The following is a 14,090-nucleotide window of genomic DNA, read 5'->3' as shown; positions in this document are numbered from 1 at the left end:
TTATCGTGATCGGCGTAATTGTTAAGTCCAACGAACCTTTTGAACGCGCTCTCAAGCGTTTCACCAAGTCCTGCGAAAAGAATGGCATCATTTCCGATGTCAAGAAGCGTCAGCGCTTCGAAAAGCCTTCTGAAGAAAAGAAGCGCGTCGAAACGGCTGCCCGCCGCAAGCGCTTGAAGGAAATCGCTGACCAGAACCGCAAGCGCCTCTACTAGTAGGCGTCCGGCTAGGCCAAGGTGTCTTGGCTGCAGTCCAGGGTTTTTGAAGGTTTTTGATTTGAGTGATGAGTCGTCGGTCCATGACCGGTGGCTCGTTGCGTGTTTTTAGAACTTTAACCACGACGCCAGGAGCGGGGCGTTATCCGCTCGGGGTAAAACATGAGCAGTGCATTGCTGACAAAGATTAAGGACGATATCAAGGCCGCCATGAAGGCGCACGACGCCGAAACTCTCGGAACGCTCCGTACCCTCCATTCCGACATCAAGAACGAAGCCATGAAGTCTGGTGCCACTCCGGCCCAGATTGAAGAAACCATCACCGACGAGATGTGCGTCGACGTTCTCGCTCGTAGCGTGAAGCAGAAGCAGGAAGCCATCGAAATCCTCAAGAAGGGCGGCTTCATGGACAAGGTCCCGGCCGAGGAAGCGTGCATCGCTCTGTATCGCAAGTACATGCCGGCCGAAATGACCGAAGACGAAGTCAAGGCCCTCATCGCTGAAATCAAGGCGGCGACCGGAGCCTCTAGCCCCAAAGACATGGGCAAGATCATGAAGGAACTCTCCCCGAAGGTCAAGGGCCGCTTCGACGCCAAGCGCGCATCCGCCTTGGTTCAGGAAGCGTTGAAATAACTGTAAAAAAGTCCATTTTACGTGACCAATCGCAAGTTTAGCCTTGCGGTTGGTATTTTTTTATAAAATGAAATACATACCTTGCATATTGCAATACGGCATGCCAACGTTTATGTTGACATGCCTTTTTTGAACTGTCGTTTGACGCTTAGAGCTTGCGGATTTCGTCTTCAGTGAGCTTGGAAACCTGCATAACCTTTTCTACGGGAATTCCAAGATCGAGCATGGCTTTCGCCATTTCCCGAGCCTTGTTCTTTTCGCCTTCAGCACGCCCTTCTGTACGCCCTTCTTCGCGCCCTTCAGCACGTCCTTCAGCACGTCCTTCAGCGCGACCTTCCTCACGGGCACGGACCTTGAGGGCCGCCAGGTAGTCCAGTTCTTCTTCCGTCATCACCATGTTTCTTGCCTGCTGTTTAAGGATGCTGTCCGGAGCAGTCTTTACAAGAAGGCGCTTAATCGCCTGGGCGATTACATCGTCGTTGAAGTCGGGGAGCGAGTCGGATTCGCCGGCGTGCTTCAAAAGCCAAAGCCAGCGGTCTTCGTCAGTCTCTGCCTGTTCCTTCGTCTTGTCGAACTGCGTCAGGTCATAAAGAATATACTTAACTTTGTCGGTCAGCGTCAACCCCTTCTCGTTGCGGATGCCCCAGGTGCCGCAGTAGCCGTCCTGCTGTTCCAAGTGAAAATCGCAGACCCAGATGGCGTAGGTGGGAGGAATTTCGTAGCGGGAGGCTTCGCGCAGAGCGCGCTCCTCGTCGGAAAGATCCCTTGCGGATTCCTTAAAGAAATCCTGGTCCCATTCGTACTTGCTCTGGAGCATGAAGGCACTATGCTGCAAAAGGATGCGCTCGATAAAACGGCTGTGTTTCGCCTTCTGCATCTCCACATTAATGCAATACCCGTTGGATGTTGTCGCGCGGATGTCGAGGCGGAAAGTTTTGGTCTGCGGGAAAAGGATGTTCACCTCGGTGTTCTTCACCGTAACGGAGACGATTCGCTTTTCGCCCTCCAGGTGAAAAACTCCGTTCAAGAAGCTCACAAGAGCATCGGGGTCGTTCAGGAAAACCTTGAATGCCACGTCGTAGAGCGGGTCCAGGTAGGTGCGTTTTTTGATTTTTTCATAGGTCAGTTGTTCCCAGTATTCGCGGGATGCTTCCGCAAAATCGGGAAAGACGGGATTGATAGACATAAAAGTCCTTTGCCGCATATGCGGCAGAATAGGGGCGTTGCCCCAGAATGGGATTGTTAGTGATTGTATGTGCGCCAAGCCATTGCTTGGCGGAAGTCTGTCACCTTGCAGGAGGAGGCTCACTCCCGTGATCGGCTGCGTCGCTTGCCGACTTTATACCTGCTTTCTTTAAACGCTAGGCGCAGATGGTGTAACATCCGGGCCGGGAACTCGCTTGCGTTGATATGTTCCGCAAGTTTACCACTGTCGTCCGGGTTGTCGGAATACAATGAGGAATATATAAAAACGCATGACAAAAAACAAGAGGAAGGTTATCTTTACTCCCGTGCCCACATTCACCAAGTACATCCAGAACGAGGAACATTACTCCGAGGTCATCGCGCGGATTGCGAAGGTCCGCGAGACGTTGTGGATCGGCACTGCCGACATCAAGGATGTCTACGTGAAGCAGGACGGCGAATCGATGCCACTGCTCGGGCAACTGGCCGCACTCCTGAAGCGTGGCGTTGGCGTGCGGCTCATTCACGCGAAGGAGCCCGGCCCGAACTTCCGCGAGGACTTTGACCGCTTCAAGATTTTGGCGACCGATCTCGAACGCGTCATGTGCCCGCGGGTGCATTTCAAGATGATGATTTTCGACTTGGAGACCGCCTACATCGGTTCCGCGAACTTGACGGGTGCGGGCATCGGCATGAAGAGCAGCTTGCGCCGCAACTTCGAGGCGGGTATCCTCACTAACGACCCCGAACTCGTGCAGCCCGCGATTGAACAGTTCGACACGCTCTGGATGGGCTCGCACTGCAAAAACTGTGGCCGCCAGGAATTCTGCGGCGACCGGATTAAGTAAATTTCATATATGTATTTGTGTATATTTAAGGAAAATTAAGGAGTACTTTATGCGTAAATTGTTTTTTCTGATGCTGATCATGCTTGTGTTCCAGCTGACGGGCTGCATGGGGTTCTTCTTCCGAATGAACCGGCTGGAACAAAAAACGTTCGCTCCTGAACTTTCGGATGCATATAAGAACAATGTCGGACTCGATACGATTTATGATGTTAGTGCCGGCAGTATGAGCTTGGAACAGATTGAAGAAAAGACGCATCCTGCCGTGCGAAAATTTCTGTTGGAATTTATTCAAAAAGACGATTTTGATTATAAGAAGCATCTGAAGTTCAATTTGGTTAAAGGCTATATAATGGATGCAGCCATGAAACGCGACGATGATGAAAACGCGACGGTTTACTTGGCGCATGTGAACTACGGTGGCGAAAAAGATGATGTTCTGAGAAACAAGCTAAAAGCCGTTTATGATGTGTGGCATATTAATGGCCGGGTCACGAGGATAATGCATCGGATTGATGATAAGATCCTTTATGACATGGATGTCGAGAAAAAATATGAACTGCAATACTACGAGAACGGTCAAATGATGGCCGATTACCGAGGTGATTTCCTAAATGATACTGAAGGCGCTGTTCGATATAACGGAATATGGACCATATATTCCGAAAGGGGCAAAAAGGTTGCTGAATGCGAAATTAGCGATGCCCGAGTGAACGAAAGTTCCTGCCAAAAATGGGATGAAAAGGCTGATTTAAGCAAGCTTGATCGCCATCTTTATTAATCTGTACTGCCTATGTCCTCCTCGCAATCCAAAATCCAGGAACTGGAGCTGCTCTACAAGATCAGCTCCATTTTGAACCAGACACTCGATTTCGAGAGTGTCGCGCATCCGATTTTGGAAGTGGTGGAATCCACGATGGGCGTGGAGCATGCGACCCTCACCTTGTACAATCGCCATACTGGCGAAATTTCCATCGAAATTGCGGAAGGCTTGAGCAGTCGCCAGGCGCGCAAGGGCCGCTATAAGGTGGGCGAGGGCATTACCGGCCGCGTCGTGGAAACGGGCAAGCCGATTATCATTCCCTCGGTCGCGAAGGATCCGGACTTCCTCGACCGTACGGGCCGCGGCAAGACGGAGGACAAGGCGTTCCTCTGCGTGCCTGTGATTATGGAGCACCAGGTGATTGGCGCCTTCAGTGCCGACGTGCAGAATCCGGTCGAAGACGAACTTCCCGAAAAGCTCCGCCTGCTTGAAATCATCGCGCAGATGCTTGCGGCGGCGGTTAAGCTCCGGCGCGAGGCCCGCGAAGAAAATGAACTCCTGAAGGCCGAGAACGAACGCTTGACGCTCGAACTCAAGGACCGTTTCCAGCCCGACAACATTATCGGTCGCTCCAGCGAAATGCAGCGCGTGTATGCACAGATTGACCAGGTTTCTCGCAGTCCGCTCCCCGCACTCGTCGTGGGCGAGGTGGGTACGGGAAAGGGTCTCGTGGCCGAAGCCATCCACTATCGCTCCGACCGCAACATGGGCCCGTTCGTCCGCGTCCATTGCGCCTCCATGCCGGAATCGGTGTTGGACCGCGAACTGTTCGGCAGCGTGCGTGGTGCCCTCGTGGGCGTATTTGCCGAGACTCCCGGCCGCGTAGAACAGGCCGAAGGCGGCACGCTGTTCCTCGACGAAGTGGGCGAACTCTCGCCGAACCTTCAGGTGAAACTCTTGCGCCTGTTGCAGAACGGCGAAGTGGAACGCATTGGCGCCCGCATCTCTAAAAAGGTGAACGTGCGCGTGATTGCTGCCACCACCAAGAACCTGCAGCAGATGGTCGAAGAGGGAACCTTCCGTGAAGACCTCTATTACCAGCTGCACATCTTCCCGATCTACGTGCCGCCGCTCAGGAACCGTAAGACGGACATCGTGCTTTTGGCGGACCACTTTGTGGAGCATTACTGCCGCATCGTGGGCAAGAACGTGCGCCGCCTTGCACGTACGACCATCAACATGCTCATGAGTTACCCGTGGCCCGGAAACGTGCGCGAACTGGAAAATGGTATTGAGCGCGCCGTCCTCGTTGCTGACGAAGACGTCATCTACCCGCACCATTTCCCGACCACGCTCCAGACTGCAGAGACGAGCGGCACTCCCGTGAACGGCAATCTGAAACTCATGGTGGAGGCCTACGAGAAGGATATTATTTGCGATGCCCTCAAGAGTAGCAAGGGAAAAGTCGCCGCTGCGGCGCGCAGTCTTTCCACGACTCCGCGCATTCTTACGTACAAAATAAACCAGCTCGGTATAGACCTCGCTGGTTTTGGAAAATAGATTTTTTGCTGGAAATTTTAGTTCCAGGTTGCGGTTAATCGCAGTGTTATGCCCAAGGACGATTCACTGTCATCATAAACAGTATTTGCAAAACCAAAAAGAAGTGCTGCCGATGCTCCGATTCCCCAGTTGTCACTGACCCACCATTCCTTGCCACCGCCAACTTGAAAGCCGAACCCGGAGTTGACATCCGCAGGAGTGTTTGCGCTGGCATTAACAGTGGCTTCGAATGTCCGCACGTCACTATTGGCATGGAACTGGCTTATTCCGAGAGAACCAGTGGCGAAAAAGTTACCGCCAAAATAATAGGTGACCCCCAAGCCGAGAAGGGACATGTTGGCTTTGATGTCGTCGTCGCCGTAGTAATCGTCGTCGCCTACGGTTCCTGTTTTCGTTGTTCCAGCAAGGGTCAAATGCAGGAGGGTGTTGTTGGCTATTCGTCCGCCTATTTTTACGTCGATGTCGGTGGCGGCTCCGGATTCGCTGAGGCTGTGCAGATCATCCCCATCATCGGCAACGAAATGGATTGCCTGGTATCCCATGCCCAAAGCGAAACTCAGGAAAAACCCATCATGGGTTTTAGGCTCAGATGCTGCGAAGCTGAGTGCGGACGCAATGGCAACGATACAAAAAATGTTTTTCATTTATTCTCCTAGATTATTTTTGGATAAAATAAAGATAACTATCTATTGCCCCAAATCAAGGCTTTTTTTTGTTGTTTTTTTGAAAAAAAGTATGTGTTCTACGAATACATGACGTCGGCACTTGTTTTTTTGTGGTCTTCTGTGCGGTAAAAGACCGATAATGCGATAAAGAACCGCATTGTGTTGAATGAGTTTACAATTCATTTCAAGCACTAATTCTATATTTCCCTCCGAAAAACAAGGAACCATTATGCAATTTCGTCCCGTTAAGGAACAGCTTGATATTTTGATGCGCGGCGTCATCGACGTCGTGCCGCAGGAAGAACTCGAAAAGAAACTCCAGAAGTCCTACGATACCGGAGTCCCGCTCCGTATCAAGATGGGTGTCGACCCGACTGCCCCGGACGTGCACTTCGGCCATACGGTCGTGATGCGCAAACTCCGCCAGTTCCAGGACCTCGGTCATACCGTCGTGCTCATCGTGGGAGACTACACGGCCCAGATTGGTGACCCGAGCGGTCGCAACAAAGCCCGCCCGCGCCTCACGCACGAACAGGTGCTCGAGAACGCGAAGGAATACCAGGAACAGTTCTTCAAGGTCGTACGCCGCGACCAGGTGGAAATCCACTACAACGGCGAATGGTTCTCCAAGCTCCCGTTCAGCAAGGTGACCGAACTCATGGGTCAGTTTACCGTGGCCCAGATGCTTGAACGCGAAGACTTTCACAATCGCTACACGGCCAATACGCCGATTAGCCTGCACGAATTCATGTACCCGATGATGCAGGGCTACGATTCCGTCGCTATCAAGAGCGACGTGGAATTGGGCGGCACCGACCAGAAGTTCAACGTGTTGCGCGGTCGTGACCTCCAGATTTTCGAAGGCATGGAACCGCAGATTGGTCTCTTTATGCCGATTTTGCTCGGTACGGATGGCAAGGTCAAGATGAGTAAGTCCATCGGTAACTACGTGGGCCTCAACGAACCCGCCGACGTGATGTACCACAAGATTTACAGCCTCGCCGACAGCATCGTCGAGAACTGGTTCGAACTCCTGACGAACATTCCGCTTGCAGAAATCAAGCAGATGATGGCAGACATTGCCGCAGGCAAGATGAACCCGAACGATGCCAAGCATCGCCTCGCCATCGATATCGTGACGCAGTACTACGGTGCCGAAGCTGCCGAAGCTGCAGCCGCGAAGGAACGCGAAATCCACAGTGGTAACGCTATCCCGAGCGATGCGGCCGAATGCAGCGTGGCTCCCGGCACCTACGGTGCCCTGGACCTGCTTGTAGAAATCAAGGCCTTCGCCTCTAAGGGCGAAGCCCGCCGCATGGTCCAGAACGGCGGCGTGAAGGTTGCCGGCGAAAAGCTTGCCGACCCGCAGGCCCAGATTGAAATCAAGGGCGGCGATAATCTTGTCGTCCAGGTGGGCAAGCGCAAATTCTACAAGGTGAATTTCTAGGGAGAATTATGCCTCAGGAAACGTTGATTCTCGGTCTCAATCCCGCCTGGCAGCGCCTGTTCTTTGTGGACAAATTTACGCTGGGCGAAGTCCATCGTGTCTCGAAAGTCGAGGAATACGCTTCGGGCAAGGGAATCAACTGTGGACGCGTGCTGCAACTCCTGGGTGGTTCTCCGCTGATGATGCACTTCCTGGGCTCGGAATACGGCCCGCGCATTTTCGATGAAATTTCGGCTTGCGGAATCAACCAGGCTCCCGTGTGGATCAAGGAGCCGACCCGCATCTGCACGACAATCGTGAGCGAGGGCAGTTCAACCGAGCTGATTGAACCTTCCCCGATTATTACCCCGTCCGAGAATGACGACTTTATCCAGAGTCTCAACGAGTACTGGAATTCGACGCAGAGCGTGGCTTTGTGCGGCACATTCCCGCAGGGCTTTGATGTTACGCTGATAAATAATCTCGACTTCGCGGGCAAAAAGATTTACATCGATGCAATCGAGAATGTCGATGCCTGGCTTGCCAAGGGCGTCGAATTGCTGAAGATAAACTTGCAGGAGTATTGCAAGCTTCTTTCGCGTCTGGGAATTCCGCAGGTGATGTCTAGTCCGCAGTTCTGGAAGATGACGGCGACAGCCGTCCTGGAACGCCTCCCCATCAAGAACCTGGTGGTGACCGACGAGGAATCTCCGGTCCATGCGTTCAGGCTTGTGGAGAAGAAGTTCCAGGAACTGATTCTGCAGCCTACCACAATCGAGGTCCAGAACAATGTAGGGGCCGGCGATTCCTTCTTTGCGGGTTGGCTCTATGCCGACAGCATGGGGCTTGATTTCGAAGAATGCCTCGTGAAATCTACCGCGGTAGCCGTCGCTCGTTGCGAAGTCGAAAAACCCTGGATGCTTTCGCTCGAAAGGATTGCGGAACTCGAAGGCGAACTCAAGTCCGAAGTGGAAAGACTCGAGTAACGGGGGCTGCCATGAGCAAGACCCTCGTCGCGTTTGCATCCAAGCAAGAATTCAGCGCCCTGTTCCCGAAGATTTCGGCCGTCGTGGCGTCGTCTACGCCCCAGCCCCTGAACAGCGCTTTGGAATTGGCCGTCTGCGGGGTGGGCCTTCTTGATTTTTCCGTGAACCTTGCTCAGTTCCTTTCCCAGGGCAAGTATGACCGAGTTGTCCAGGTGGGTGTTTGCGGTGCGTATCCGGGCCGCGGTATCGGGGTGGGCGAGGTGGTCCGCGTCGATTCCGAAATCGTGGGTGATATCGGAGTTCAAACGCGAGAAGGGCATTTTGTTCCCTGGGGAGATGTTTCCGGTGCGACCGTTTCCTATAGGGGAGATTCTCCGCGGTTCTTGACGCTTCCCCTTGCGACGGTCCGTTCCGTTTCGGGCGTCACCGTCAACTGCTGCACGGGCACTGCCTACCTCGCTTCCCGCCGCTCCGCGCTTTTCGATGCCGATGTTGAGACCATGGAGGGGGCCGCCTGCTTTGCCGTATGCAAGCGTTTTGGCGTGAGTGGCTATCAGTTCCGTGCCGTGAGCAACATCGCTACCGACCGTGACACTTCCGCCTGGCGTATCCCCGAGGCGCTGAAAGCCCTCAAGGAGCAGGTCTTGGATAACCTTTAACCCGCCTCCCGCACCTCCCTTCATCTATCATCAATCATCCATTAACCATGCGTCTTTCCCTCGGCATCTCCACCTGTCCCAACGACACCTACATCTACGAAGCACTCGTCCGTGGTCTCGAAAAGTCCCCCTTTGAATGGGACGTGCATTTTGCCGATGTGCAGACCCTGAACGAGATGGTGTTGCGCGGCGAACTCGACGTGGCGAAGGTGAGCGCACAGGTCTATCCGAAGATTCGTGACCGCTACGTGTGCCTCGGGTGCGGTGGCGCCATCGGGTATGGCTGTGGCCCGCTCCTGCTCTCTTCGGGCTCCAGCACCTTCGACCCTGCACAGGAAACTGTCCTTCCCGGAGCAAATACGACGGCCGCGCTCCTGTTCCGCTTCTGGTTTTCGCGCGAATATGGCGACAAGTCTGGCCGTCCTGGCGTGTGTGCACCGCAGGTGCGTTACGCCCTTTTCAACGAGGTCTATTCCTCGCTGCTAGACAAGTCTGCGGCCCAGGGGGTCACCATTCATGAGCATCGCTTCACCTGGAAACGTGACGGACTTCACATGCTGCAGGATCTCGGTGCTTACTGGGAAGAGCATACTGGTTCGCCGATTCCGCTTGGAATAGCTGTATCTCGCCGCTCGCTTTCAGATGAAGTTGTAAGGAATGTCGAATGCGAAATTCGCCGAAGCCTGCTCGAGGCGCAAAATCGGATTGAGCTTGTGACTCCGTTCATCCGTGAAAAGGCGCAAATTTCCGACGAAAAGGTCATCGAGTCGCACATTCGGATGTTCGTCAACGACTTCTCCAGGGATGTGGGAGTGGACGGTCGCCGCGCCTTGGAATGCCTCTGGACGGCCTCAGGGTGTTGATAACCTGTTGACAAGCCAAAAAATCGTGTAATAATCCGTAAACGTAAAATTGTTTTTACAAAATAGCGAATTTTTGCGAAAAACTTTATTTATTTTCCAAAAAGCATCTTTTTAGGGAGTTCAACTATGAGCTTAGTCAACGACCTCGATCTCGAAGTGGAAAACTTCAAACGTGAGTACGAAAAGTTCGAACGCGGCAACAAGTCTGCCGGGACTCGTGCGCGCAAGGTTCTGCAGGACATCAAGAAGACCTGCCAGGAAATCCGCGTGTCGATCCAGGGCGCGAAGAAGGAGGAGGAAAAGTCGAACCTTCCCCCCGAGAATTGACGATTCTTGCCTTCCGTAACGGCTTAACTTCGCATTTTTAGGCTTTTTTTTGTCTATTTGGCAAAAAAACGTTTGACCGAAGCCCGTTATGAAGGTATATTCCCTCTTGGGTTTTTGAATTTGTCGATTCGGCAAACCTAAAACAAACGATTTTATGTGTTCTATGATTGGAGAAACGTAGCAGTATGACCCTAAAGAAACTGGTCTTCATTACGGCCGGGGCTTTGCTTCTTTCCGGAACCGCCATGGCAAGGATTATCAACGTGCCTGGCGAATTCCAGAAGATTGGCGATGCTCTCGGCAACGCCGATGCTGGCGATACCATCAAGGTAGCGCGCGGCACCTATAACGAAAACATCACTCTGGTGATGGGTGTGGTCTTGAAAGGCGAAGATCCGCTGACAACTATTATCGACGGTGGCCGTAATGGTCCGACTGTCATGGGAACCTCGGGCGCGGAAATGTCGCACTTCACTGTGAGGAACGGCCTTGAAGGTATTCTTTGTGAAAACGCTGCTCCTTACATTCACCACTGCTATGTGGTGGACAACCATGCTACGGGTATCGGTGCGTTCATTTCGCTCCCGCATCTCCGTAACAACGTGGTGTTCGGCAACCGCTGGTCCGGCATCCTCGCTTGGGGTGCTAAGTCCCTCGACGCCTTCATCGAGCACAACGTCGTGCTCCGCAACGGCTATTCGGGCCTTGCCCTGAAGGGACCGACGAACGTGATTGCCCGTAACAACATCTTCATGGAAAACCACTACTACGGTGTGTTCGCCGACCCGGCCGCCGGCCAGACGAAGGTGGAGTACAACAACATCTACAAGAACTACTACCCGTTCAACCAGTTCATCAAGGTGAACCGCACGAACGTTTCGCTCGATCCGAAGTTCATGAACCACTCCGCTTCGAAGCCGAACTACTACTGCCAGTCCACCTCGCCGATGCTGAAGCGCGGCAAGGGCAAACTGGATATCGGTCTTACTACGGTCGAGGTCGTGAAGGAAGAAGAACAGGTCGAGGAAACTCGTAACCCGGATACCGATGCCGATGGCCTCTGCGATCCGTGGGTTTCCGAAGATGGCGTTACGGATAAATACGCAAGTGTCTGCACGGGCGTCGACAACTGCCCCGAAGAAGCTGAAGACTTCGACGGTTACCAGGATGACGACGGCTGCCCGGATGCGGACAACGACCGCGACGGTCTCTGCGATCCGTGGGTCGAAGCCAAGGGCTTGCTCCCCAACTTTGCTCATGTGTGCAAGGGCGTTGACCTCTGCCCCGAACAGGCTGAAACTACGAACAGCTATAAGGATGAAGACGGATGCCCGGATGAAGTCCCGCAGCCGCCCAAGAAGGTGTTCGTTCTCGAAGGCGTGAACTTCGAATCCGGCAAGGCTACTATTACTCCTGATTCCCACATCTCCCTCATGAAGGTGGTGGACATCATGGAAACCTTTACCGAAGCTACATTCAAGATTGTCGGCCATACAGACAACGTTGGTTCCAAGGATAAGAACAAACAGCTTTCTGCAGACCGCGCCGCTGCCGTGAAGAACTTCCTCGTTGAAAACGGCATTTCCGAAAGTCGAATTGAGACCGAAGGTATGGGCGATGCCAAGCCGGTGGCCTCCAACAAAACCCCTGAAGGGCGTGCGCAGAACCGTCGTATCGAGTTCATCCGCACGGATATCAAGTAAAGGAGTAGGTGATGATGCATACTAGTTTCATCAAAACGTCAGTCCTCGGACTTACTGTGGCTGCGAGCTCTCTGTTTGCAGAAGCCACCTACGCTCCACACAAGTATCAGCAGAACGACTGGTTCGCCGAATTCGGCGGCAACACGTCCATGTACGTGAACCCGGCAAGCATTGCGGAAACTGACCAGCTCGAATTCAGTGCGGCTTTCTTCAGTTCCATCAGCGGTGAAGCGAGCCAGGAATACGTGAGCTTGACTTTCCCGATGGATTACAAGCATACGCTCGGTTTCTCCTTCTTCGAGAACGGTGCATCCATTGACGGAGGCAAGTCCTATGGCGAATATGCCTTCATGTTCGGCTACGCCTACAACTTGTTCCAGCTCGTCTCCTTGGGTGTCGACCTCTCCGTGCTCTATATCAACCAGTTCGATGATGTGAAGCAGTTGACTGTCGGTACCGATGTCGGTGTCAGCTTTAACCCGCTTGCTTCTTCGAAGCTTGGCTACCTCCTTATCGGTGTTGCCTTGCAGAATGTCGTTCAGCCGGGTGTTAGCACCGAGAACGGTGACGGCGGATTCTCGTTCGTTACTCCGGGATTCTTCGGTGCCGACCGCGATGATGCCTACATCATCCCGGCCAACCTGAACGTCTCCCTCTTCTATCGTGGCCTCAACAGGAGCCTCGAAGCGAAGATCGAATTCTCCTTCATCGATATCTTCCACAACGACGCGGAAGGTGGTGAAGGCTTCAACCTCGAAACAAGCTTCACCTTGACCTATTACCTCTCTCCGCACTTGGGCGTGCGTGGCCGCTTCACCAAGGAAGGCTACTTCGTCGCTGGAGCAACGGTGAATGTCAAGGACGTGAGCATCTTCCGTTACCTCTCTCTTGACCTCGAAATGTCGCACGACGACCTCTATGCCAAGAAGAACCGTGGCTTCATCTGGGCCGTGAAGATTACTTCTCGCTTCGGTGATACCCGTGAAGAGAAAATCGGTGAAGAACGTTACCGTCGCTTGAAGATCGAGCCTGAAAACGACTACCGCGCTGCAATGCGTCTGTACTTGAACCGTCAGTTCCTCGAAGCCGCTTATGCTTTCGGTAAGGTTCAGACCAAGTACCCGGCATTCCACTTGGTGGACCAGGCTGCGTTCTACAAGGCGAAGTCCTTCGAAAACCTCCGTATGCACAAGGCTGCAAAGTCCGTGTACGAAGACGCTATCAAGCGCTATCCGCAGAGTGACCAGAAGGCCAAGTACCACTTCCAGTTGATGAACATCGACTACAAGGAAGGCAAGTATACCGAAGCCATGGCCAAGTACCAGAACATCGCCCAGAAGTTCGGTGAAAGCGACGTGAAGGCTGACGCTGACTACATTGCCGGCCAGATCAAGTTCGAACAGGGTCTCTACCAGGAATCTGTTGACCTGCTCGCCGCCATCCTTCCGGGTAACGCGAACTACTTCTACGCCCGTTACACCATGGGTATCGCCTACAGCCGTCTCGGCAAGTGGGAAGAAGCTGAAAACTGCTTCCGCGACATTACCGAGCAGCAGTACTCCAACCAGTCCGAACAGGATTTGCAGGATGCCGCCCGTGTGAAGCTCGGCCACATCTACTTCTCTGGCGAAAAGGCTGACATTGCCGCCGCCGCTCAGATGTACGGACAGGTGCAGGCCGGATCCCCGGTGTATGACGAAGCGATGCTCGGCATTGCATGGTCCTTCCTCAAGGTGAACAAGCCCGATGAAGCGATGAAGCCGGCTCAGTGGATCATCTCTAACCTTCCGGAATCCTTCCTCGTGTCCGAAGCTTACCTCGTTCAGGGTTACTGCTACTTCATGAAGAAGGAATACAAGAAGGCCGCCGCTTCTCTCGAACAGGCCGAAAAGAAGACCGAAAAGCCCGCAGTCTCTGTTGCATCCCGCGACAGCGCCCGCCAGGCCTACGATGCCATGCAGGGTGAGTTCGACTCCGTGCAGGTCCAGGCTCTTGACCTTGCCCGCCAGTTGCCGACTCCGCGTGTGCAGAGCAAGCGCGAAGCCCTGCGTCCGACTTTCGACAAGGCGAACCAGGCTATCGAAGATTATGCAGCATTTACCCAAAGAGCTCTTCAGAGTGACCGCTTCGAATCTAACCGTAAGCGCATCCTCGAAGACGCCGGCTTCACTCTCGCTACTGTGAGGACCAAGATGGGTCAGGGTGAAACTTCGTCCGAAGCTGCTCAGGAACTTGAAGAATTGGAGGACCTGGAGTAATC

14 protein-coding genes are annotated in these 14,090 nt (G+C 53.4%); 12 read left to right on the top strand and 2 right to left on the bottom strand.

From position 1 onward, the window contains the following. Positions 1 to 5: 5 nt before the first annotated feature. A complete protein-coding gene (rpsU, locus tag B2952_RS11525; RefSeq protein WP_173366553.1) occupies positions 6 to 215 on the top strand; it encodes a 30S ribosomal protein S21 in 210 nt (69 codons plus the stop codon). 162 nt (positions 216 to 377) lie between these two features. Then, positions 378 to 848, top strand: a complete 471-nt coding sequence (locus B2952_RS11520) for a GatB/YqeY domain-containing protein (RefSeq protein ID WP_290734213.1) — start codon at positions 378 to 380, stop codon at positions 846 to 848. 148 nt (positions 849 to 996) lie between these two features. Here the strand turns inward: B2952_RS11520 and B2952_RS11515 are convergent, their stop codons facing one another. Beyond that, positions 997 to 2,034 (bottom strand): Rpn family recombination-promoting nuclease/putative transposase, encoded by a 1,038-nt coding sequence (locus B2952_RS11515; RefSeq protein WP_290734215.1) that lies wholly within the window; start codon positions 2,032 to 2,034, stop codon positions 997 to 999. Between the two features lie 289 nt (positions 2,035 to 2,323). Between B2952_RS11515 and B2952_RS11510 the strand changes: the two genes are divergently transcribed. The 3 genes from B2952_RS11510 to B2952_RS11500 are packed head-to-tail and all read left to right on the top strand — an operon-like array spanning position 2,324 to position 5,201. Further along, complete coding sequence (locus B2952_RS11510; RefSeq protein WP_173382859.1) at positions 2,324 to 2,881, top strand: phospholipase D family protein; 558 nt, start codon at positions 2,324 to 2,326, stop codon at positions 2,879 to 2,881. Positions 2,882 to 2,930: 49 nt separating this feature from the next. After that, a complete protein-coding gene (locus B2952_RS11505; RefSeq protein ID WP_290734217.1) occupies positions 2,931 to 3,659 on the top strand; it encodes a hypothetical protein in 729 nt (242 codons plus the stop codon). 12 nt (positions 3,660 to 3,671) lie between these two features. Further along, positions 3,672 to 5,201: a sigma-54 interaction domain-containing protein gene (locus tag B2952_RS11500; RefSeq protein ID WP_290734219.1), complete on the top strand. Its 1,530-nt coding sequence runs from the start codon at positions 3,672 to 3,674 to the stop codon at positions 5,199 to 5,201. Between the two features lie 17 nt (positions 5,202 to 5,218). Here B2952_RS11500 and B2952_RS11495 read toward each other — a convergent pair whose 3' ends face one another. Beyond that, complete coding sequence (locus B2952_RS11495; RefSeq protein ID WP_173382856.1) at positions 5,219 to 5,845, bottom strand: outer membrane beta-barrel protein; 627 nt, start codon at positions 5,843 to 5,845, stop codon at positions 5,219 to 5,221. 250 nt (positions 5,846 to 6,095) lie between these two features. On the opposite strand from B2952_RS11495, the gene tyrS reads away from it, so the two are divergent. The 7 genes from tyrS to B2952_RS11460 all read left to right on the top strand — a co-directional run bounded on the left by tyrS (position 6,096) and on the right by B2952_RS11460 (position 14,088). After that, positions 6,096 to 7,313 carry a tyrosine--tRNA ligase gene (gene tyrS, locus B2952_RS11490; RefSeq protein WP_290734221.1) on the top strand — a complete coding sequence of 406 codons (1,218 nt, stop codon included), beginning with the start codon at positions 6,096 to 6,098 and terminating at the stop codon, positions 7,311 to 7,313. Between the two features lie 8 nt (positions 7,314 to 7,321). After that, positions 7,322 to 8,278: a 1-phosphofructokinase family hexose kinase gene (locus B2952_RS11485; protein WP_173381881.1), complete on the top strand. Its 957-nt coding sequence runs from the start codon at positions 7,322 to 7,324 to the stop codon at positions 8,276 to 8,278. An 11-nt stretch (positions 8,279 to 8,289) separates the two neighbouring features. Next, positions 8,290 to 8,937 carry a futalosine hydrolase gene (gene mqnB, locus B2952_RS11480; protein ID WP_173381880.1) on the top strand — a complete coding sequence of 216 codons (648 nt, stop codon included), beginning with the start codon at positions 8,290 to 8,292 and terminating at the stop codon, positions 8,935 to 8,937. Positions 8,938 to 8,984: 47 nt separating this feature from the next. Beyond that, entirely contained in the window at positions 8,985 to 9,800 is an 816-nt protein-coding gene (locus tag B2952_RS11475) for a 1,4-dihydroxy-6-naphthoate synthase (protein WP_290734223.1), read from the top strand. A gap of 126 nt (positions 9,801 to 9,926) precedes the next feature. Continuing rightward, a complete protein-coding gene (locus tag B2952_RS11470; protein ID WP_173366609.1) occupies positions 9,927 to 10,127 on the top strand; it encodes a hypothetical protein in 201 nt (66 codons plus the stop codon). Between the two features lie 185 nt (positions 10,128 to 10,312). Further along, entirely contained in the window at positions 10,313 to 11,830 is a 1,518-nt protein-coding gene (locus B2952_RS11465) for an OmpA family protein (protein WP_290726240.1), read from the top strand. 11 nt (positions 11,831 to 11,841) lie between these two features. After that, positions 11,842 to 14,088, top strand: a complete 2,247-nt coding sequence (locus B2952_RS11460) for a tetratricopeptide repeat protein (protein WP_173381877.1) — start codon at positions 11,842 to 11,844, stop codon at positions 14,086 to 14,088. The last annotated feature ends 2 nt before the right edge of the window (positions 14,089 to 14,090 follow it).

Source organism: Fibrobacter sp. UBA7003 (assembly GCA_002449765.1).
Taxonomy (GTDB): domain Bacteria; phylum Fibrobacterota; class Fibrobacteria; order Fibrobacterales; family Fibrobacteraceae; genus Fibrobacter.
Note: the sequence above shows the minus strand (reverse complement) of the source record. Positions and strands in the feature narration are given on the sequence as shown.